This is a genomic window from Proteus sp. Marseille-Q3619 (assembly GCF_965283115.1).
In genome coordinates this window covers 2,492,927-2,513,611 of record NZ_CBDIMP010000001.1, presented here as the reverse complement: position 1 = coordinate 2,513,611, position 20,685 = coordinate 2,492,927, and the positions used below count along the sequence as shown (strand labels likewise).

General features: G+C 40.7%; 22 protein-coding genes and 2 tRNA genes. 7 read left to right on the top strand and 17 right to left on the bottom strand.

Annotation, left to right across the window (positions count from 1 at the left end):
* Positions 1-22: 22 nt before the first annotated feature.
* The 9 genes from nusA to rlmE all read right to left on the bottom strand — a co-directional run bounded on the left by nusA (position 23) and on the right by rlmE (position 7,884).
* A complete protein-coding gene (nusA, locus tag ACWPWK_RS11600) occupies positions 23-1,531 on the bottom strand; it encodes a transcription termination factor NusA (RefSeq protein WP_006535691.1) in 1,509 nt (502 codons plus the stop codon).
* Between the two features lie 20 nt (positions 1,532-1,551).
* A complete protein-coding gene (rimP, locus tag ACWPWK_RS11595) occupies positions 1,552-2,004 on the bottom strand; it encodes a ribosome maturation factor RimP (RefSeq protein WP_036914691.1) in 453 nt (150 codons plus the stop codon).
* Positions 2,005-2,206: 202 nt separating this feature from the next.
* Positions 2,207-2,283, bottom strand: a tRNA-Met gene (locus tag ACWPWK_RS11590).
* A gap of 60 nt (positions 2,284-2,343) precedes the next feature.
* Positions 2,344-2,433 (bottom strand) — tRNA-Leu (locus ACWPWK_RS11585).
* Positions 2,434-2,491: 58 nt separating this feature from the next.
* Positions 2,492-2,836, bottom strand: a complete 345-nt coding sequence (secG, locus tag ACWPWK_RS11580; protein WP_036914692.1) for a preprotein translocase subunit SecG — start codon at positions 2,834-2,836, stop codon at positions 2,492-2,494.
* A 165-nt stretch (positions 2,837-3,001) separates the two neighbouring features.
* Positions 3,002-4,339 carry a phosphoglucosamine mutase gene (gene glmM / locus ACWPWK_RS11575; RefSeq protein ID WP_088493982.1) on the bottom strand — a complete coding sequence of 446 codons (1,338 nt, stop codon included), beginning with the start codon at positions 4,337-4,339 and terminating at the stop codon, positions 3,002-3,004.
* Positions 4,336-5,178, bottom strand: coding sequence for a dihydropteroate synthase (gene folP / locus ACWPWK_RS11570; RefSeq protein WP_109372680.1), 843 nt, complete (start codon positions 5,176-5,178; stop codon positions 4,336-4,338). Before folP ends, glmM begins: the two co-directional genes overlap by 4 nt.
* Positions 5,179-5,260: 82 nt before the next feature.
* Positions 5,261-7,207, bottom strand: a complete 1,947-nt coding sequence (gene ftsH, locus ACWPWK_RS11565) for an ATP-dependent zinc metalloprotease FtsH (protein ID WP_109372681.1) — start codon at positions 7,205-7,207, stop codon at positions 5,261-5,263.
* Between the two features lie 47 nt (positions 7,208-7,254).
* Positions 7,255-7,884, bottom strand: a complete 630-nt coding sequence (gene rlmE / locus ACWPWK_RS11560; RefSeq protein WP_036939360.1) for a 23S rRNA (uridine(2552)-2'-O)-methyltransferase RlmE — start codon at positions 7,882-7,884, stop codon at positions 7,255-7,257.
* A 145-nt stretch (positions 7,885-8,029) separates the two neighbouring features.
* Here rlmE and yhbY point away from each other — a divergent pair, with 145 nt between their 5' ends.
* Positions 8,030-8,323 (top strand): ribosome assembly RNA-binding protein YhbY, encoded by a 294-nt coding sequence (gene yhbY, locus ACWPWK_RS11555; protein WP_036914752.1) that lies wholly within the window; start codon positions 8,030-8,032, stop codon positions 8,321-8,323.
* Positions 8,324-8,443: 120 nt separating this feature from the next.
* On the opposite strand, the gene greA is transcribed toward yhbY, so the two are convergent.
* The gene (gene greA, locus ACWPWK_RS11550) at positions 8,444-8,920 is read right to left on the bottom strand and encodes a transcription elongation factor GreA (protein WP_109372682.1); all 477 of its coding nucleotides are present in this window, start codon (positions 8,918-8,920) and stop codon (positions 8,444-8,446) included.
* Positions 8,921-9,329: 409 nt separating this feature from the next.
* On the opposite strand from greA, the gene dacB reads away from it, so the two are divergent.
* Complete coding sequence (dacB, locus tag ACWPWK_RS11545) at positions 9,330-10,772, top strand: serine-type D-Ala-D-Ala carboxypeptidase (protein WP_109372683.1); 1,443 nt, start codon at positions 9,330-9,332, stop codon at positions 10,770-10,772.
* Between the two features lie 85 nt (positions 10,773-10,857).
* On the opposite strand, the gene cgtA is transcribed toward dacB, so the two are convergent.
* From cgtA to rplU, 3 genes are all read right to left on the bottom strand, one after another.
* Positions 10,858-12,030 carry an Obg family GTPase CgtA gene (gene cgtA / locus ACWPWK_RS11540; protein WP_036914694.1) on the bottom strand — a complete coding sequence of 391 codons (1,173 nt, stop codon included), beginning with the start codon at positions 12,028-12,030 and terminating at the stop codon, positions 10,858-10,860.
* Positions 12,031-12,160: 130 nt separating this feature from the next.
* Positions 12,161-12,418 (bottom strand): 50S ribosomal protein L27, encoded by a 258-nt coding sequence (gene rpmA / locus ACWPWK_RS11535; protein ID WP_006535706.1) that lies wholly within the window; start codon positions 12,416-12,418, stop codon positions 12,161-12,163.
* A 19-nt stretch (positions 12,419-12,437) separates the two neighbouring features.
* Positions 12,438-12,746, bottom strand: a complete 309-nt coding sequence (gene rplU / locus ACWPWK_RS11530) for a 50S ribosomal protein L21 (protein ID WP_006535707.1) — start codon at positions 12,744-12,746, stop codon at positions 12,438-12,440.
* A 263-nt stretch (positions 12,747-13,009) separates the two neighbouring features.
* On the opposite strand from rplU, the gene ispB reads away from it, so the two are divergent.
* Positions 13,010-13,981: an octaprenyl diphosphate synthase gene (gene ispB / locus ACWPWK_RS11525; RefSeq protein ID WP_088493986.1), complete on the top strand. Its 972-nt coding sequence runs from the start codon at positions 13,010-13,012 to the stop codon at positions 13,979-13,981.
* 49 nt (positions 13,982-14,030) lie between these two features.
* On the opposite strand, the gene ACWPWK_RS11520 is transcribed toward ispB, so the two are convergent.
* Together ACWPWK_RS11520 and ACWPWK_RS11515 are read right to left on the bottom strand one after the other, a co-directional pair.
* Positions 14,031-14,447, bottom strand: coding sequence for a DNA-binding protein (locus ACWPWK_RS11520; protein ID WP_023583583.1), 417 nt, complete (start codon positions 14,445-14,447; stop codon positions 14,031-14,033).
* Between the two features lie 82 nt (positions 14,448-14,529).
* Positions 14,530-14,880, bottom strand: a complete 351-nt coding sequence (locus ACWPWK_RS11515) for a DNA-binding protein (protein ID WP_109372684.1) — start codon at positions 14,878-14,880, stop codon at positions 14,530-14,532.
* Positions 14,881-15,066: 186 nt separating this feature from the next.
* Here ACWPWK_RS11515 and ACWPWK_RS11510 point away from each other — a divergent pair, with 186 nt between their 5' ends.
* Positions 15,067-15,333 (top strand): helix-turn-helix domain-containing protein, encoded by a 267-nt coding sequence (locus tag ACWPWK_RS11510; RefSeq protein ID WP_109372685.1) that lies wholly within the window; start codon positions 15,067-15,069, stop codon positions 15,331-15,333.
* Positions 15,334-15,435: 102 nt separating this feature from the next.
* Here ACWPWK_RS11510 and mdh read toward each other — a convergent pair whose 3' ends face one another.
* The gene (gene mdh / locus ACWPWK_RS11505) at positions 15,436-16,374 is read right to left on the bottom strand and encodes a malate dehydrogenase (RefSeq protein ID WP_109372686.1); all 939 of its coding nucleotides are present in this window, start codon (positions 16,372-16,374) and stop codon (positions 15,436-15,438) included.
* A gap of 447 nt (positions 16,375-16,821) precedes the next feature.
* Between mdh and argR the strand changes: the two genes are divergently transcribed.
* Positions 16,822-17,292, top strand: coding sequence for a transcriptional regulator ArgR (gene argR / locus ACWPWK_RS11500; RefSeq protein WP_109372687.1), 471 nt, complete (start codon positions 16,822-16,824; stop codon positions 17,290-17,292).
* Between the two features lie 58 nt (positions 17,293-17,350).
* On the opposite strand, the gene mpl is transcribed toward argR, so the two are convergent.
* On the bottom strand, positions 17,351-18,730 hold the full coding sequence (gene mpl / locus ACWPWK_RS11495; protein ID WP_109372688.1) for a UDP-N-acetylmuramate:L-alanyl-gamma-D-glutamyl-meso-diaminopimelate ligase: 1,380 nt from the start codon (positions 18,728-18,730) through the stop codon (positions 17,351-17,353).
* Positions 18,731-18,894: 164 nt separating this feature from the next.
* Between mpl and fbp the strand changes: the two genes are divergently transcribed.
* Together fbp and ppa are read left to right on the top strand one after the other, a co-directional pair.
* Positions 18,895-19,902 (top strand): class 1 fructose-bisphosphatase, encoded by a 1,008-nt coding sequence (gene fbp / locus ACWPWK_RS11490; protein ID WP_023583589.1) that lies wholly within the window; start codon positions 18,895-18,897, stop codon positions 19,900-19,902.
* A gap of 199 nt (positions 19,903-20,101) precedes the next feature.
* The gene (ppa, locus tag ACWPWK_RS11485) at positions 20,102-20,629 is read left to right on the top strand and encodes an inorganic diphosphatase (protein ID WP_072069581.1); all 528 of its coding nucleotides are present in this window, start codon (positions 20,102-20,104) and stop codon (positions 20,627-20,629) included.
* Positions 20,630-20,685: the final 56 nt, after the last annotated feature.

The following is a 20,685-nucleotide window of genomic DNA, read 5'->3' as shown; positions in this document are numbered from 1 at the left end:
TCTGTTCCTTCCTGCTCAGTTGTTACGCATCATTCCCAAACCAGCAGATATTACGTGCGGCCATAATGAGTTCGCCTGCGCGCTCACTATTTAAACCTTCAATATCAGTTAGGTCGTCGATACCCTGTTCGGCAAGATCTTCCAGTGTGCAGATACCACGGGCAGCTAGATCAAATGCTAAAGAGCGCTCCAATCCTTCGAGAGCTAATAAGTCCTCGGCTGGCTGGTTATCGCCTAGGCTTTCTTTTTGAGCCAACTCAATCGTTGTTAGTGCAGCTTTTGCTCTTTCACGTAGAGCTTCAACGGTATCTTCATCTAATCCGTCAATAGCCAGCAGTTCACTGATTGGCACATAAACTAACTCTTCAAGGGTAGAGAAACCTTCTTCAACTAAAACAGTTGCGAAGTCTTCATCAATGTCGAGATGCTTAGTAAATATTTCAATGGCTGCGTTTGCTTCTGCCTGATGTTTTGCATTCAGCTCATCAGCAGTCATGACGTTTAATTCCCACTTGTCATCACCACGATGTTTTTTCAGTAACTGTGCTGCCAGACGAACGTTTTGACCATTACGGCCGATTGCCTGTGCAAGGTTACTGCTTTCAACTGCAACATCCATTGTACATTTGTCTTCATCGACAACAATAGAAGCAACATCTGCCGGAGCCATTGCATTAATGACGAATTGTGCAGGATTATCATCCCACAGAACAATATCAATTCGCTCGCCGCCCAATTCGCTGGAAACGGCTTGTACACGCGCACCACGCATACCAACACAAGCACCCACAGGGTCAATACGCTTGTCGTTAGTTTTTACTGCGATTTTGGCACGAGAACCTGGATCACGCGCTGCAGCTTTAATTTCAATGATTTCTTCGCCAATTTCTGGTACTTCAATACGGAAAAGTTCAACCAGCATTTCAGGGCGAGAGCGTGTCACGAAAAGTTGTGCACCACGGGTTTCTGTACGTACGTCGTATAAAACACCACGTAAACGGTCACCTGGACGGAAGTTTTCACGCGGTAACATATCTTCACGTAAAATAACCGCTTCAGCGTTGTTGCCTAAGTCTAAAGTGATATTTTCACGGTTCACTTTCTTCACAACACCCGTGATAATTTCGCCGAGTTGTTCGCGGAATTGATCAACAACCATTGCTCTTTCAGCTTCACGTACTTTTTGTACGATAACTTGTTTAGCGGTTTGTGTTGTAATACGGTCGAAAGTGACAGATTCAATCTGATCTTCAATATAACCACCTAGTTCAATACTAGGATCTTCATATTGAGCAGCTTCAAGTGTAATTTCACGAGTAGGTTGAGTGACTTCATCAACGGCAACCCAACGACGGAATGTATCAAAGTCACCCGTTTTACGGTCGATACATACACGAACGTCAATTTCTTGCTCGTATTTTTTCTTAGTTGCTGTCGCTAGTGCGGTTTCCAGTGCTTCAAAAATCTTTTCACGAGGAAGAGATTTTTCGTTAGAGACCGCTTCCACAACAGCCAGAATCTCTTTGTTCATCCTAGTTGCCTCTTCAAAACTTAAAAGTGGGGTACCAGGTTAGCTTTCTGGATGTTGCTCAGTGCGAACACTTCGTCTTTACCATCCACAGTAACCGTGATCATTTCGCCAGCGACAGACTTAATAATGCCCTGCCATTTACGGCGGTTTTGCATTGCAATTCGTAATACGATAGCGGCTTCTTCGCCGATAAATTGCTCATAATGCGTTGCAGTGAATAAAGGTCGTTCTAAACCAGGAGAAGAAATCTCAAGGTTATAAACTGTTTGAATTGGATCTTCAACATCCAGCACAGCACTGACCTGGTGGCTAACATCAGCACAATCATCAACAGTGATACCGTCTTCACTATCAATATAGATGCGCAATGTTGATTCTCGGCCACGAATAAACTCAAGACCGACAAATTCAAAGCCTAATGCTTCTACTGGTGCTGAAACCATCGCTGTTAATTTTTGCTCTAATGTGGACAAACCCACCCCCAAGGCATAAAAAAAGGGCCTATAGCCCAGTATTCTATTCTCTGATAACAAAAAACCCCGAAATTCGGGGCTTTATGCAACTGGACCCTGTAACTTGCCATTCGAGAATAACCTCTTCTTACGGCACATTCCACTCAGGATCATAATCGGTTCAACAAGATGATTAATGAGAAAAGTGCTGTATTGTTAGAAGTGGTTGCGGGGGCCGGATTTGAACCGACGACCTTCGGGTTATGAGCCCGACGAGCTACCAAGCTGCTCCACCCCGCGTTCGAAAAACGTGGCAAATTTTACGCTGATAACAAGCAAAACGCAAGCTATCTGGAATAATGGTGCCGAGAACGGGACTTGAACCCGTACGCCCGTTTTATAGGCACTACCACCTCAAGGTAGCGTGTATACCAATTTCACCACCTCGGCACTTAATGAGACTGTTACTGCGTAAAAATTAACAATCTCATTTAAATCTTTACTTAGTTTACTGCGGAATATCTGTATTTGCTGGCGCTACAGGCGCTGCTAATTGCTCAGCTTTTTTAGCTTCTTCTGTAGTCTGCTCGATAGACATCCATTTGCTGTCTTCACGCACAGTTTTATTGGCACTTAGATTACCTAAAATAAGGGCAAGTACAATAAAAGCTGTCGCTAAAACAGCGGTCATACGGGTCATAAAGTTAGCTGAACCGCTTGAACCAAATACTGTACCGGAAGCACCTGCACCAAAAGAAGCGCCCATATCAGCACCTTTACCCTGCTGTAACAGGATCAGACCAACTAGCCCTGTTGCTACAATGATAAGAATAACAATGAGTGCCGTATACATTTGCGTTACCTTTTCTATGGAACTTATCGTCTTAACGATAACCTTCGATTGCTTCACCCGCTTTAGTTCAAGACCTTACTAAGCGGGTGTGAATACTAACCAAAGCTGAACTGACAAGCAAGGTTATTTTTCTACAAAGTGATTGATTGAAGAAAAAAGCATCAATTAACCAACGTGCTTCACAGCGTCAGCAATACGATTTGCCATCGCAGTGACTTGCTCTTCATTTTCACCTTCAACCATGACACGAATTAAAGGTTCTGTTCCTGATTTACGCAGCAATACACGACCTTTACCAGCCAGTTCTTCTTCAACCGCTTTAGCGACTTTCTGAACTTCAGGTGTTTGTAGCGGATCGTGGCTACCGGTAAAGCGAACATTCACTAAAATTTGTGGTAATAGTTTCATGCCACTACATAGATCATGCAGACTCATATGGTTACGCACCATTGCACTTAAAACTTGTAAACCTGCAACAATACCATCACCTGTAGTCGTTTTATCTAATAAAATAATGTGGCCTGAGTTTTCAGCACCTAAACGCCAGCCTTTCTCTTGTAATTTTTCAAGCACATAGCGGTCGCCCACTTTTGCTCTTACAAAAGGAATACCCAGTTGTTTAAGTGCAATCTCTAATCCCATATTGCTCATTAGAGTCCCAACTGCACCACCGCGTAATTGACCTTGGCGTAACGCTTCTCTCGCAATAATGTAGAGAATTTGGTCACCATCAACTTTTAGGCCTTGATGGTCAACCATGATGATACGGTCGCCGTCACCATCAAAAGCTAAACCAACATCAGCGCCTTCTTCTAATACGCGTTTTTGCAACATACGAACATCTGTTGCGCCACACTCTTCGTTGATATTGATACCCGTTGGATCACAGCCAATAGTGATCACTTCAGCACCTAATTCACGAAATACGTTTGGTGCAATATGGTATGTTGCACCATGAGCACAATCGACAACCACTTTTAGACCATTAAGATTGTTTTCATTTGGGAAAGTCCCTTTACAGAATTCAATATAACGACCTGCCGCATCCACGATACGATTTGCACGACCAAGCTCTGCTGATTCAACACAGGTAATTGGCTTTTCCATTTCAGCTTCAATGGCTTCTTCTACTTCATCTGGTAATTTTGTACCATCAATAGAGAAGAATTTGATCCCGTTATCGTAATAAGGGTTATGAGAGGCTGAAATAACAATCCCAGCTTCAGCACGGAATGTACGCGTTAAATAAGCAACAGCAGGTGTTGGCATGGGCCCTGTAAATGAGGCGGATAAACCTGCCGCTGCTAAACCAGCTTCTAATGCAGATTCCAGCATATAGCCTGAGATACGTGTATCTTTACCAATAATGATTTTACGAGAGCCATGACGTGCTAATACTTTGCCCGCAGCCCAACCCAGCTTTAATACAAAATCAGGTGTAATTGGACTGTCACCTACTTTTCCACGGATACCATCTGTTCCAAAGTATTTACGTTCGCTCATTCATTATTTTCCTTTGCAGAAAGAGTCGCTTGTACGATTTTCATCGCATCAACCGTCTCTTTAACATCGTGTACACGAATAATTTGTGCGCCTTGCATCGCTGCAATAACTGCGCATGCCACGCTACCAGCAACACGCTCTTGTGGTGGTACATTCAATAGTTGTCCAACCATTGATTTGCGTGACATTCCGGCAAGTATGGGTAAACCAAAGTGATGAAGTTCACTTAGGTGTGCTAATAATTGGTAATTATGCGCTAAATTTTTACCAAAGCCGAATCCTGGATCAAGAATAATTTGATTTTTTTCGATCCCAGCATCAACACAGCGTTGAATATTTTCTTGTAAAAAACGCTCAACATCCATCATCACATTCTCATAATGTGGTGACTGTTGCATGGTTTTAGGGTCACCCTGCATATGCATAATACACACTGGCAAACCTGTTTTAGCGGCTGCTTCAAGTGCTCCCGGCTCTTGTAAGGAGCGAATATCATTGATAATTGAAGCACCTACATTTGCTGATTCAGTAATGACTTGAGCTTTAGATGTATCAACGGAGATCCAAACATCAAAACGCTGACGAATAGCCTCAACAACAGGAACAACACGCTGTAACTCTTCATCAATAGAGACGTCACTTGCACCAGGTCTGGTAGACTCGCCACCAATATCGATGATAGAAGCCCCTTCGGCGATTAATTTTGCTGCATGATCAACTGCATCATTAAGTGAATTATGAGTGCCTCCATCAGAGAAAGAGTCTGGAGTGACATTCAAAATCCCCATAACTTGAGGTGTTGATAAGTTAAGTTCTGTTCCTCTAGCCATTAATTTCATTTCATTGATACCTTCATAAAAAAACCCCAGAAGCCTGGGGTTTGTATTTATAGCTTACTCAATATGCGTAACCCGATAAGGATTAATGAGTATTGTTATCAGAAGGTGTATCACTTTCTGACTCAGGCTTGTCTTTTGGCTCACTCGCTACATTCGTTTGTGCTGGCTGAGCAGTAGTCGTTGCACCACTATTGCCATTATTGCCTTCCCAACCCGCAGGTGGACGAACATCACGACGATTCATTAAATCATCAATTTGAGGCGCATCGATAGTTTCATAAGTCATCAGTGCATCTTTCATTGAGTGCAGAATATCAAGGTTGTCCATTAAGATCTGACGAGCACGAACATAGTTACGATCAACGATAGCTTTAATTTCTTCGTCAATTGTACGAGCTGTTTCATCAGACATATGTTGCGCTTTAGCAACAGAACGACCTAAGAACACTTCACCTTCTTCTTCTGCGTACAGCAATGGCCCTAATTTTTCAGAGAAGCCCCACTGTGTCACCATGTTACGTGCAATATTGGTTGCAACTTTGATGTCATTAGAAGCACCCGTAGAAACATGCTCTACACCATAGATAATTTCTTCAGCTAAACGGCCACCGTAAAGTGTTGAAATTTGGCTCTCTAACTTCTGACGGCTCGCACTAATTTGGTCGCCCTCAGGTAAGAAGAAAGTCACACCTAATGCACGTCCACGAGGAATAATCGTCACTTTATGCACAGGATCATGTTCAGGTACTAAACGACCAATAATTGCGTGACCAGCTTCATGATAAGCGGTTGATGCTTTTTGTTCTTCAGTCATCACCATTGAACGGCGCTCTGCGCCCATCATTATCTTATCTTTCGCTTTCTCAAACTCGACCATTGAGACAACACGTTTATTACCACGAGCAGCAAATAAAGCCGCTTCGTTAACTAAGTTAGCTAAGTCAGCACCAGAGAAACCTGGAGTACCACGCGCTAAAATTGCTGGATCAACATCTGGTGATAAAGGTACGCGACGCATATGGACTTTAAGTATTTGCTCACGTCCACGCACATCAGGTAAACCAACAACCACTTGACGGTCAAAACGACCTGGGCGAAGTAATGCTGGGTCTAACACATCTGGACGGTTAGTTGCCGCGATAACGATAATTCCTTCATTACCTTCAAAACCATCCATTTCAACTAGCATTTGGTTCAGTGTTTGTTCACGTTCATCATGACCACCGCCTAAACCAGCACCACGTTGACGACCAACCGCATCGATTTCATCGATAAAGATGATACAAGGTGCTGCTTTTTTAGCTTGTTCAAACATATCACGAACACGAGAAGCACCCACACCCACGAACATTTCAACGAAATCAGAACCTGAAATGGTAAAGAATGGGACTTTAGCTTCACCCGCGATGGCTTTTGCTAATAATGTTTTACCTGTACCTGGAGGTCCTACCATCAGAATACCTTTAGGGATTTTACCCCCTAACTTCTGGAAACGACCTGGATCACGTAAATACTCAACTAATTCGCTTACTTCTTCTTTCGCTTCATCACAACCCGCTACATCAGCAAAGGTTGTTTTGATTTGGTCTTCTGTCAACATGCGCGCCTTGCTTTTACCGAAAGACATCGCACCTTTACCGCCACCACCTTGCATTTGGCGCATAAAGAAAATCCAAAGACCAATCAGTAATAGCATTGGGAACCAAGACACAAAAATTTGAGTCAGAAGGCTTTGGCCTTCAAGTGGTTCGCCCGTTACTTTTACATTACGGTTCATTAAAGTGGTCAGCAGGTTATCATCACGCATAGGCATATACGTGCTGTACTTTGAGTTATCTGTTTTAGTTACATTAATATCATAACCACTTATGCTGACCTCGCGTAATTGGTTATTAGTTAACTCATTGATAAAGGTAGAGTAATCCACCTTACGACTATTCGAATCGCTGGGTCCGAAGCTCTGGAATAATGACATCAAAACGACTGCAATAACTAGCCAGAGGATCAGGTTTTTCGCCATGTCACTCAAGGGATTAACCTCATATTACAACTGTGTTAACAAATAGCTTTAGGGTACTAAAGTTTACGCCCTGTGGCTACAATATATACCTCACGAGAACGAGACCGCGAAGCGTCTGGTTTACGAACTTTCACTTTCGTAAACAGGGAGCGTATTTGCCCCAGGTATTCATCAAAGCCTTCTCCCTGAAACACTTTGACAATAAAACTTCCCCCGGGAGCCAGTACATCACGACACATATCAAGCGCTAACTCTACTAAATACATGGATCGAGGGATATCGACCGCGGGTGTACCGCTCATGTTTGGAGCCATGTCAGACATGACAACCTGGACTTTGTTTTCACCTACTCTATCAAGCAACGCCTTCAACACAAGTTCATCACGAAAATCGCCTTGAAGGAAATCGACTCCAACAATAGGATCCATAGGTAAAAGGTCACATGCGATAATTCGACCTTTGCTTCCTAACTGCTGTACAACATATTGAGACCACCCACCTGGGGCTGCTCCTAAATCGACAACGGTCATACCTGGTTTAAAGATATTGTCGCTTTGCTGAATTTCTTCCAGTTTAAACCAAGCACGAGAGCGAAACCCTTTTTTCTTTGCTTGCTGAACATATTTATCACTAAAATGTTCTTGTAACCAGCGGCTAGAGCTTGCCGAACGTTTCTTATTGGCCATTGCGTTTTCCAACTATCATACACTTAGCTATCAAAATTTTTACTCTTTCACTCATTTAACCTCGTCTTAACGACATTTTATGGTGATAAGTGAGAGATGGCGTTAGAATAGATCGTTTTCAATCCCAACAAAGCAAAAATTAATGATGACTCTTAACAAAAAACAAATTCAACACCTGAAAGGGCTCGCTCATCACCTGAATCCAGTCGTTATGATTGGTAACAACGGGCTGACTGAAGGCGTTCTTGCAGAAATTGAACTCGCTCTGGCACACCATGAGCTTATCAAAGTCAAAATCGCAGGCGAAGATCGAGATGTTAAAAACTTGATCGTAGCAGCGATTGTACGCGAAAGCGGTGCACAGAATGTACAAGTTATCGGAAAAATTCTTGTTCTTTATCGTCCTTCAGAAGCACGTAAGATCATTTTACCGAAATAAAACTTGTATCTTTATATAAAAATGCCATAAGTAACTCTATGGCAAAAAAGGCCTTTTAAGGCCTTTTTTATATTACCACAGGATAACAGTCTAGTTTTCTATAGAAACGTAAATTACAAATTAAATATATTCTACGTTTAAAATTTCATACTCGACTTGTCCACCAGGTGTTGTGATAACCACGACATCATCTAACTCTTTACCAATTAACCCACGCGCAATCGGTGAGTTAACAGAGATTAAGTTTTCTTTAATGTTCGCTTCATCATCACCCACAATGCGGTAAGTTTGCTCTTCTTCAGTCTCAACATTTAATAGTGTCACTGTTGAACCAAAAATAATACGACCATTGTTATTCATCTTTGTAATATCAATGACTTGAGCATTTGATAATTTTGCTTCAATTTCTTGTATGCGTCCTTCACAGAAACCTTGTTGCTCTCTTGCAGCATGATATTCCGCGTTTTCTTTTAAGTCTCCATGTTCACGAGCTTCAGCGATAGCAGCAATAATCTCGGGACGACGAACACCTTTTAAATATTCCAGCTCTTCGCGTAATTTTTCTGCACCTAGAACTGTCATAGGGATCTGATTCATGTGTTAATACCTCAATACTATTCCTAATAAAAAATAGGTATCATCCTGATTTTTTATACTAACAACACAGAGAAAAGGATCTATTTACTCTTCTCAAGACAAAAAAAGACACAGGCAGCCTTAAATTGGGCCTGTCTCTACATATATTCGGTAAATGAGGGGACGCTATTATATTCCCAACTCATGCTATTGGGACGTAAACTAAACCTCCCATACTTAAAACTAAATCTAACACAACAGACGCATTGCTTCACGCCTTATCTCTCTTTATAAAGAGATAAACAGACTTTTTCCGATAATGAGCTAATCCTGCTTGTTACCGTTTACTTTTGCCCTCATTGCCCTTTAGTATTAGCCTCTGGCAATCAATACTGTAACGTTACACGCTATAGTCACGGATAGAGAAATTATGCACTTACTATCAACATTTCGACGGATACTTTACACATTAAGTATCATTAGTTTTTCAACCCAAGCAATACCTGTTGAAAACTACACATCCCTTCTTCCTGAAGGAACACAAGTAGGTTTAATAACTCAACCCGTTGGCGCTGCTTCTCCTAATCTTAACTATCATGCCGAGCAATTAGCACTTCCAGCAAGTACTCAGAAAGTGGTGACTGCACTTACTGCATTACTTCAATTAGGTGGAAATTATCAATTCACCACAACAATGGAAACAGAAGGCAAGATAAAAGACAATCAGCTTCATGGTGATTTGATCTTTCGTTTTACTGGCGATCCTACATTAACCCGTCAGCAATTAAGAGCAATGGTTGCCATATTAAAGCAATCAGGTGTTACAAAAGTGCATGGTGATTTGCTTATTGATACTTCTGCTTTTTCAAGCCACGACAAAGCCCCAGGTTGGGTTTGGAATGATCTGACACAATGCTTTAGTGCCCCTCCTAGTGCTGCAATTGTTGATAAGAACTGCTTTTCCGTCTTACTGCAAAGTGGCAAAAAAGAAGGTGATATTGCCACAATACGTAAAGCTTCTTTCTATCCTGTCACTGTTTTAAGTGAAGTTGAAACCTATGAGAAAGGATCAACTCGTACCCGTTTTTGTGAATTAGATGTCACAGTTCGTGACTTAAATACCTATGTAATCACAGGTTGTATTCCTAAACGTGACGATGCAGTACCTTTAATGTTTTCTATTCAAGATGGTGCTCATTGGGCGGGTACAATTTTAAAAGAAGAGTTACAACGCGCCAATATTGAACTTGATGGATATATCAAACGTCGATCTCAATTAAAAGCGCCTGTTACTGTACTGGCACAGACACAATCAAAACCGTTACATAGCTTACTGACGACCATGCTAAAAGAGTCTGACAATATGATTGCAGATACCGTATTTAGAACTATTGGTCGAGAGTATTATGGCGTTGCAGGTACTTGGCGCTCTGGCGCAGAAGCAACCCGCGCTATTTTAAAACAAAAAGCCGGAATTGATTTAGCAAATACCGTTATAGTTGATGGCTCTGGTCTTTCTCGCCATAACCTCATTTCACCTGCAACCATGATGCAAATCCTTCAATATATTGGACTACATGAAAGTGAATTAAACTTTATCACTATGCTTCCCCTTGCAGGACATGACGGTACATTACAATATCGAGGCGGTTTTCATGAAGCGGGTGTGGATGGCAAGGTTTCTGCCAAAACGGGATCATTAAAAGGGGTTTATAATCTAGCGGGCTTTATGACCACGGCAAATGGGCAAAAAGTTGCGTTTGTACAATACGTTTCGGCGTATTCACCTCCTACACAGAATCGCAATGCTGGACGTGCTTATTTAGTGCGTTTTGAAACTAATCTGTATAAAGATATGTACAACAACCGCTAGATTTACACTCAGTAAATGTAGTTAATGTATATGAAAAACGCCTGATTAATCAGGCGTTTTTATTTTATCACGATGAAAATAATGATTAACGTTGGTAGATAAACTCGATACCGTCGTCATCCTCTTCATCCCAATCATCATCGTCATCTTCTTCGAAATCAGGATTTTCTAGTTGTTCTTTATGGTAATCATCCCACATAAAGTCAACTTTTCCTGGCTCTGCTTTTGTTGCAACAATATCTTGCTCACGCGGAGTAACATTCAGGAATTCCATGATATTCCAGCAAAGTTTTTTCACACCTTCTTGGTTGATTGCCGCTATCATGTAATAGTTTTCATCCCAACCTAGCGCTTCAACAATTGCTTTTGCCTTCTCTTTTGCTTCTTCAGCATCAAGAAGATCAACTTTATTGAACACTAACCAACGTGGTTTTTGTGCTAATTTTTCGCTGTATTTCTCTAATTCGGAGATAATAATTTTTGCATTTTCCACAGGATCCGATCCATCAATAGGATCAATGTCGATCAAGTGTAATAACACACGACAGCGTTCTAAGTGTTTTAAAAATTGGATCCCAAGACCTGCACCATCAGCAGCGCCTTCGATTAATCCGGGAATATCTGCAACCACAAAGCTTTGGTGATTATCCATACGCACCACACCTAGGCTTGGTACTAATGTTGTAAATGGATAATCAGCAACTTTAGGTTTTGCTGCTGATACTGCACGAATAAATGTAGATTTGCCCGCATTTGGCATACCAAGCATACCCACATCAGCTAATAACATTAGCTCTAATAGGACTTCGCGAGATTCACCTGGCGTTCCCATTGTACGTTGACGTGGAGCACGGTTCACCGACGATTTAAAACGAGTATTACCTAAACCGTGGAAACCACCTTTAGCAACCATTTGCTTTTGACCGTGAGCAGTCAAGTCAGCAATGACTTCATTTGTTGCTAAATCACGGACACGCGTTCCGACAGGAACACTGATAGTAATATCTTGACCACGCTTACCGGTGCAATCACGACTGTGGCCATTTTCACCACGTTCTGCACGATAAGATTTAGTAAAACGGTAATCAATTAAGGTGTTAAGGTTTTCGTCTGCAATCATGTAGACATCACCACCATCACCACCATCACCACCGTCTGGTCCCCCGTTAGGGATATATTTTTCGCGACGAAAGCTTACACAGCCGTTACCACCATCGCCCGCGACGATTAGGATCTTGGCCTCATCAACAAATTTCATGATTTTACTCCGTATAGTAGCCATTAACGTGCTGGATGGCCGAAATTACCCAGAGATGGCCTTTTTTAAATATAAAAAGCCCCGCAACAGATTTGCAGGGCTTTTGACTCGGTGCTTAAAGGACCAGTAATTATTCAGCTTCGATGCTGATAAATTTACGGTTGTTTGGACCTTTAACTTCGAACTTAATTTTTCCGTCAGCTAATGCAAACAGGGTGTGGTCACGACCACAACCAACGTTAGTACCTGCATGGAACTTAGTACCACGTTGACGAACGATGATGCTACCTGCTAATACAGCTTCACCACCGAAACGTTTAACACCCAGACGTTTTGCTTCGGAATCACGACCGTTACGAGTCGAGCCGCCAGCCTTTTTATGTGCCATTGAACTACTCTCCTAAACCTTAAGCGATACCAGTGATTTTAACATCAGTAAACCACTGACGGTGGCCCTGTTGTTTACGGCTGTGTTTACGACGACGGAACTTAACAATCTTAACTTTATCGCCGCGACCGTGAGCAACCACTTCCGCTTTAACTTTAACGCCCGCAAGGATTGGAGCGCCAATTTGAATGTCATCGCCATTAGCGACCATCATTACAGTATCAAACTCGATTGTTTCGCCAGTAGCTACTTCCAGCTTCTCTAAACGAATAGTTTGACCTTCGCTGACTCGGTGTTGTTTACCACCACTTTGGAAAACCGCGTACATATAAACTCCGCTTTCCGCACACTCCCAATATGTATAATTTGAGTGCACAATTAAAATATTCACATAGGGCGCGAATTCTACGCAAATTTAGTGCCGATGACAAGTACAGATCGCAAACTAGCGTTAAAAAAAAGAGTTTTTTACACGATATTTATTTCAGCCATTTTTAAAGTACAATCTAAATTATAAGAGAGTAAAATCTATGGCATGATCATTTTTTATTAATAATAACGCGCTCATTGGCGAGCCAAAGTCGAAAAAACATGAATTTAGAATCTATTATAAAACTAACATCCGCTGATATGACTGCGGTAAATGAGGCAATCCTTTACCAGCTTAATTCAGATGTTTCTTTGATAAACCAACTTGGTTACTACATCATTAGTGGTGGTGGTAAAAGGATCCGACCAATGATCGCAGTGCTCACTGGACGAGCATTGGACTATCAAGGTGACAAACATATCTCGGTCGCAGCACTTATCGAATTTATTCATACTGCAACGTTGTTACATGATGATGTTGTTGATGAATCTGATATGCGCAGAGGAAAACAAACGGCAAATGCTGTCTTTGGAAATGCTGCCAGTGTACTTGTTGGCGACTTTATTTATACACGATCCTTTCAGATGATGACGGATCTTGATTCGATGCGTGTATTAAAATTAATGTCTAGCGCCACCAATGTGATCGCTGAAGGTGAAGTTTTACAATTAATGAATTGTAACGATCCCGACATTTCTGAAGATGACTATATGCAAGTTATCTACAGCAAAACAGCTCGTCTCTTTGAAGCTGCTTCTCATGCATCAGCGATCCTTTCAGGTGCGACGCCTGAGCAAGAAAAAGCATTCCAAGATTATGGTCGTTATCTTGGGACTGCTTTCCAGCTCATTGACGATTTACTTGATTATGATGCAGATAACAACCAGTTAGGTAAAAACACTGGTGATGATCTTGATGAAGGTAAACCAACGTTGCCATTACTTCATGCTATGCATAACGGCAATGAAGAAGAATCCCAATTAATTCGCCAAGCCATTGAACAAGGTAATGGCCGCCATTTATTGGATACTGTTTTAAATACTATGAAACAGTGTGGCTCTTTGGAATATACCCGCCAAAAAGCAGAAGAAGAAGCAGACAAAGCGATTGAAGCTTTATCAATTATACCTGACTCACCGTATAAAGATGCGCTTATTGGGCTTGCTCACGTCGCTGTACAACGTCAATCATAACTTTGATATATAATCCCTATTAGTTATGTAAAGAAGCCCGCTAGAGCAACTACGTCGACTCTGGTGGGCTTTTTAATTTATTGAGAACTTCTTCGTTTTCTCGTTCAATAGCATCTTGATTATCTGCATCAATATAACTAATGAGCTTTGCTAATCCTTCACGGAGCACAAATTTTACAATTTTCTCTCGTTCTGATTTAGTCAGTTGATAATAGGCTTCAACCCAAATCAAAAAGGCATCCTGACGTTTCGATAAATACTCAGCCGGAGGTTCATGTGCAGCGAGCACACTGATCACCTCATCAGGCAGACTTTTTACAGAATACTCAACAGCTTTTCCCTGCACGCCACGTTTACGACGGTTTTCCCATCCTTCACGACGCGCCATCAAGTTAACTCCCTGCGGTGAGTTAGGTAACCCCGCAAGCCCCACTAATTCTTTCGCTGTATACCATTCTTTTTTCATGATCTCATCTCACATTCAACTAAGAGGTTAGTCAGATAGATATCTGTTGCGGATAACGCAATAATAGATTCTTTAAAATCGCTTAATCATTGACGACTTTTTCTAAAAAACTTCTAATACCATCCCGCAATATCAGCTCTGTTAAGGTTTTTTGTTCACCATCATTTAGTTGTTGGAATGCTTTCACCCAGATAACGAGTGGCTCCTCTTTTTTATTTAATTTGTAATGTGCTAATGGCTCATAAAGTTCTAGAGCAATTAAAGTTTCTTCTGGTAAACAAGAATAATGATATTCAACACCATTACCTTGCTTATTTTTTACATTCTGTTTTTGCCAAGATTCGCGTCTTGCTTTTGAATTTATACCTTGTGGTGATTTAGGTAATCCACCTATACCCGTCAATTCCTTTGCCGTATACCACTCTTTTTTCATTATGTTTCTCTAAAATTGTTATCAACTTCAAAAAAGAAATTATTAAGAAAAAAATCAGAAATCTTTTTAGAAAAATAATGTTATTTTATTTTCTAAATAATCAGTTTAAATGCTTTAGGACATTTCTAATAAACTGTTATTTATACCACTAACACAGCAATTAATTTTATAGAAAAAGGATTAAAAATGATTTCAAGGAAATCTGATTGGCATCCTGCCGATATTATTGCCGCACTTAGAAAACGAGGAACAACACTTGCTGCCATCTCTCGCCAAGCAGGGTTAAGCTCTTCAACACTCGCTAATGCGCTATCACGCCCTTGGCCTAAAGGAGAAAAAATCATTGCTGATTATCTTGGTGTCTCCCCCTCTGAAATTTGGCCTAGTCGTTATTTTCATCCTGAAACAGGAGAATTACTTGAGCGAAAGATTCGTACCAAAACTAATAATTAACTAATAATTACAGACATTATAATTAATAAAAAAAACCGCTGATATAGTATCAGCGGTTTTTATTTAAATTTGCATTATTTTTATAGCAAAAAAAGTATTTCTTTATTTATTAATAAATTCTTCACCAAGAATTATATCTTTTTTCAATACATCTAACATGCCATTAAGAGATTGCTTTTCAAAATCACTTAATTTACCAATAGATAAATATTCCTCTACACCGTTTTTACCTAAAAGAATAGGTTGTGCAAAGAAACGGGCATATTCTCCGTCACCTTCTGTATAGGTACATTCAATAACATTTTTCTCGCCATTTAGAGCGCGAATTAATGAAAGACCAAAACGAGCCGCTGCTTGGCCCATTGATAATGTAGCTGATCCGCCACCGGCTTTTGCTTCTACTACCTCAGTACCTGCATTTTGAATGCGTTTAGTCAGTGCAGCAATTTCATCATCAGTAAATGAAACGCCATCAACTTGGGATAATAGAGGAAGGATAGTCACACCAGAGTGTCCGCCGATTACAGGAACATTGGTTTTTTGTGGATCTTTACCTTTTAGTTCAGCGACAAAGGTATTGGCGCGAATAATGTCGAGTGTAGTAATTCCGAAGAGACGTTTTTTATCATAAACGCCTGCTTTTTTGAGTACTTCAGCGGCAATAGCAACCGTTGTATTCACTGGATTAGTAATGATACCGATAAGTGCTTTAGGGCAGTTTTGTGCAACCTTTTCAATTAAGTTACGCACAATACCCGCGTTAACATTGAAAAGATCTGAACGATCCATGCCTGGCTTACGGGCAACACCCGCAGAAATCAGAACAACATCAGTGCCTTTTAGTGCAGGGGAAGGATCTTCACCCGCAAAACCTTTTACAGTAACTTGAGTCGGGATATGGCTTAAGTCAGCTGCGACACCCGGCGTGACGGGAGCGATATCATATAAAGAGAGTTCACTACCAGCAGGAAGCTGGTTTTTAAGAAGAAGTGCCAGTGCCTGACCAATACCACCTGCTGCACCGAGAACTGCTACTTTCATTCTGATACTCCTTAGTTTACAAGATAGTGGAACGCCTTAGAGATATTCACTATTACGCAATTCACCTTGTAAAAAACAATTATTTAACAGCAATATTGCATAATAAGGCATTTACAGTGAAAAATAATACTTTGGTTATTCTAAACAAATTGCTTATCTGTTAATGAGATAGTGGACACTCTTTTGATAAATAATTTCAATAAACATGACAAAGTGTTAAGTACACCATCATCCTTATGATAATCATTTAAGCTTATCATTTATTTAACAAATGTTTTACTTTCCTTAAATTATCACATTCACACGCCGTAAATAAATTTTTTTTGCAGTACATTCTACTTTACAATTTTGAGGAGGCTATCACGCGCCTTTCTTCGTCTTTTGTTGCATAAAAATTCACTTCTCTGCATAATGCACAGGTTATTGATAACTCACTAAAGGTGAACTATGCGCGTTCCTTCTAAGCAAGAAGACTTGGTTAAAGCGTTTAAAGCCCTGCTGAAAGAAGAAAAATTCAGTTCACAAGGCGAGATTGTGGCTGCATTACAAGAGGCTGGATTTGATAATATTAATCAGTCCAAAATCTCTCGTATGCTAACAAAATTTGGTGCAGTAAGAACCCGTAACGCCAAAATGGAAATGGTTTATTGTCTTCCTACTGAGCTTGGCGTACCAACAGCAAGCAGCCCACTAAAAAATCTGGTACTCGATATCGATCATAACCATTCTGTTGTGGTGATAAGAACAAGTCCGGGTGCGGCACAACTTATTGCACGTTTATTAGATTCATTAGGCAAAGCAGAAGGGATCCTTGGCAGTATTGCGGGTGATGACACCATTTTTTCAACACCAGCACCAGGATTTTCCACAGAAGAATTACGAGACGCTATTCTGAATCTTTTTGATCAGGAATTATAATTAGCCTTTCTACAGCTTCAAAAAATAAGCCACTGAATTTTCAGTGGCTTATTTATTTTTAATACTGGCTATCAAGATCTTTAGGCTGTGCTAATTTTGCGAGCAGTTTTTCGTGAATACCACCAAAACCGCCATTACTCATAATCAAAATATGATCGCCCGCTTGAGCTTCTTTCGCAATCATATCGACTAATGTATCAAGATCCGTACTCCAACGAGCAGGTTGTACACAATGCTCTGCAATGTCACTCACTAACCACTGAATATTAGGTGGCTGGAATAAAAAGACTTCATCAGCACGACCTAATGCAGGTGCGATATCATCCTTGCTAATTCCCATTTTCATGGTATTTGAACGAGGCTCTAACACCGCAATAATACGAGCAGTTCCACCGACTTTACTGCGTAACGCTTCAAGCGTTGCCAGAATCGCTGTGGGATGATGTGCAAAGTCATCATAAACACTTATTTGGTTAACCTCACCACGTAGCTCTAAGCGACGACGCGCATTAATAAACTTATCTAACGCTTCACAAGCATCAGCAGGTAAAACACCAACATGATGCGCTGCAACAATCGCCATTAAGCCATTTTGCATGTTATGTTCACCAGAAAGTCCCCAACACACTTCACCAACTCGCTCACCTTTGTGAAATACCTCAAAATGACTACTGTCATTACTGAGTTTTTTAGCTTGCCAATCTCCTGTTTCACCTGTGAATTCTTGTTCACTCCAGCATCCCATACCAATGGTCTGTTTTAGATTCATATCGCTATCAGGCATGATGATTTTTCCTGTGCCTGGGACGATACGAACTAAATGATGGAATTGTTTTTGAATTGCCGCCAAATCATCAAAAATATCGGCATGATCGAATTCAAGATTATTTAAAATCAGTGTGCGTGGAGAATAATGAACAAATTTAGAGCGTTTATCAAAGAAAGCACTATCATATTCATCAGCTTCAATCACAAAGAAAGGGCTTTCGCCTAACTGTGCAGATACTTGGAAATTACCCGGTACACCACCAATTAAAAAACCAGGTTTATAACCACAGTCTTCTAAAACCCAAGCCAGCATACCTGCTGTTGTGGTTTTACCGTGGGTTCCAGCAACGGCTAACACCCAACGTTCAGGTAAAATATAATCATGTAACCACTGAGGGCCTGAGGTATAAGGTAAACCTTTTTCAAGTACAGCTTCAACACAAGGATTTCCTCGTGTCATCGCATTACCAATAATCACCATGTCAGGGGCAGGTTCTAATTGTTTTGGGTCATATCCCTCAATCAGTTCGATTCCCTGATTTTCTAATAAAGTACTCATGGGTGGATAGACATTAGCATCTGAGCCTGTGACTTTATGTCCCTTCGCTCTAGCTAAAATGGCAAGACTTCCCATAAAGGTGCCACAAATACCAAGAATATGAATGTGCATGAATTTCTGTCCAATAGCATGAAGTTGGTCACTATTCTAACGATCAAAAAGCAGATAAGGAACGGATTAACCTTTGAATCGTGCGATTCTTTGGCTAAACTTGCCACCACCAAGGAGATTTTCCTCCTTTTTTACTTTACCCACTCACATTCAGGACCTGCGTCATGAAAACATTAGGCGAATTTATCGTCGAGAAACAACAAGATTTTCCCCATGCAACTGGCGAACTTACTGCATTACTTTCGGCGATTAAGCTTGGGGCTAAAATTATCCACCGTGATATTAACAAAGCAGGGTTAGTCGATATTCTTGGTACTAACGGTGTTTCTAATGTTCAAGGTGAAGCCCAGATGAAACTGGATCTTTACGCGAATGAGAAACTAAAAGCTGCATTAAAAGCGCGTGGTGAAGTTGCGGGTATCGGATCAGAAGAAGAAGATGATATTGTTATCTTTGAAGGTGATCGTGCTGAAAATGCTAAGTATGTTGTACTAATGGATCCTTTAGACGGTTCGTCGAATATTGATGTAAACGTTTCCGTCGGAACAATTTTCTCTATTTACCACCGTATTACGCCTATTGGCCAATCTGTCACTTTAGATGACTTCTTACAACCAGGTCATCGCCAAGTAGCCGCGGGCTATGTCGTTTATGGCTCATCAACCATGTTAGTTTATACAACAGGTTGTGGTGTTCATGCCTTTACTTACGATCCATCTTTAGGTGTATTCTGTTTATCTCATGAAAGCGTACATTTCCCACCAACAGGAAACATGTACTCAATCAACGAAGGTAACTACATCAAATTCCCATTAGGTGTAAAAAAATACATTAAGTATTGCCAAGAACAAGACGCAGCAACAAATCGCCCTTATACCACACGTTATATTGGCTCTTTAGTTGCTGATTTCCACCGCAACTTACTGAAGGGCGGTATTTATATTTACCCAAGTACTGCAAGCCACCCTACTGGTAAATTACGTTTACTCTATGAATGCAATCCAATGGCGTTCTTAGCCGAACAAGCTGGCGGTAAAGCAAGCAACGGTAAAGAGCGTATTCTTGATATCGAACCAAAAGAACTTCACCAACGTATGCCTTTCTTTGTAGGGACTAAATCGATGGTTGAACAAGCTGAAAGCTTTATGGCGCAATATCCAGACGAAGAATAATCCATTCGTTTAGCACTAACATAGATAAACCGGACTTCTTATTCGTCCGGTTTTTTCATCTTTGAAAATAGCTCTTCCTTTTATTTGCTGCTTATTTTTACGTCAGAACGCAACATGTTCGGCAAAAAACGGGTATTGTTAAAAACTTTTCGCTATACTAAAGCCCACGTAAAATTAATTTTTTTATAGGAAATTTTTTATGAGCCTGAATCATGTTCCTGCTGGTAAAGAACTACCAGAAGATATCTATGTTGTTATTGAAATCCCAGCAAACGCTGATCCTATCAAATACGAAGTTGATAAAGAAAGTGGCGCACTGTTCGTTGACCGTTTTATGTCAACTGCAATGTTCTACCCATGCAACTACGGTTACATCAACAACACGTTATCTTTAGATGGTGACCCAGTAGACGTTCTGGTTCCAACTCCATATCCATTACAACCAGGTTCAGTTATTCGTTGCCGTCCTGTTGGCGTACTGAAAATGACTGACGAATCAGGTGAAGATGCGAAACTGGTTGCAGTTCCTCACACTAAACTGAGCAAAGAATACGATCACATTAAAGATGTGACTGATCTGCCAGAGCTTTTAAAAGCACAGATCAAACATTTCTTTGAACACTACAAAGATTTAGAAGCGGGCAAATGGGTTAAAGTTGACGGTTGGGAAGGCGTAGAAGCAGCTAAAGCTGAAATTCTGTCTTCTTTCGAACGCGCTAAAAAATAATTCTGACCCACTCAGAATAACTAAGTGAATTATGACTTAATAATTTACTGATAAAT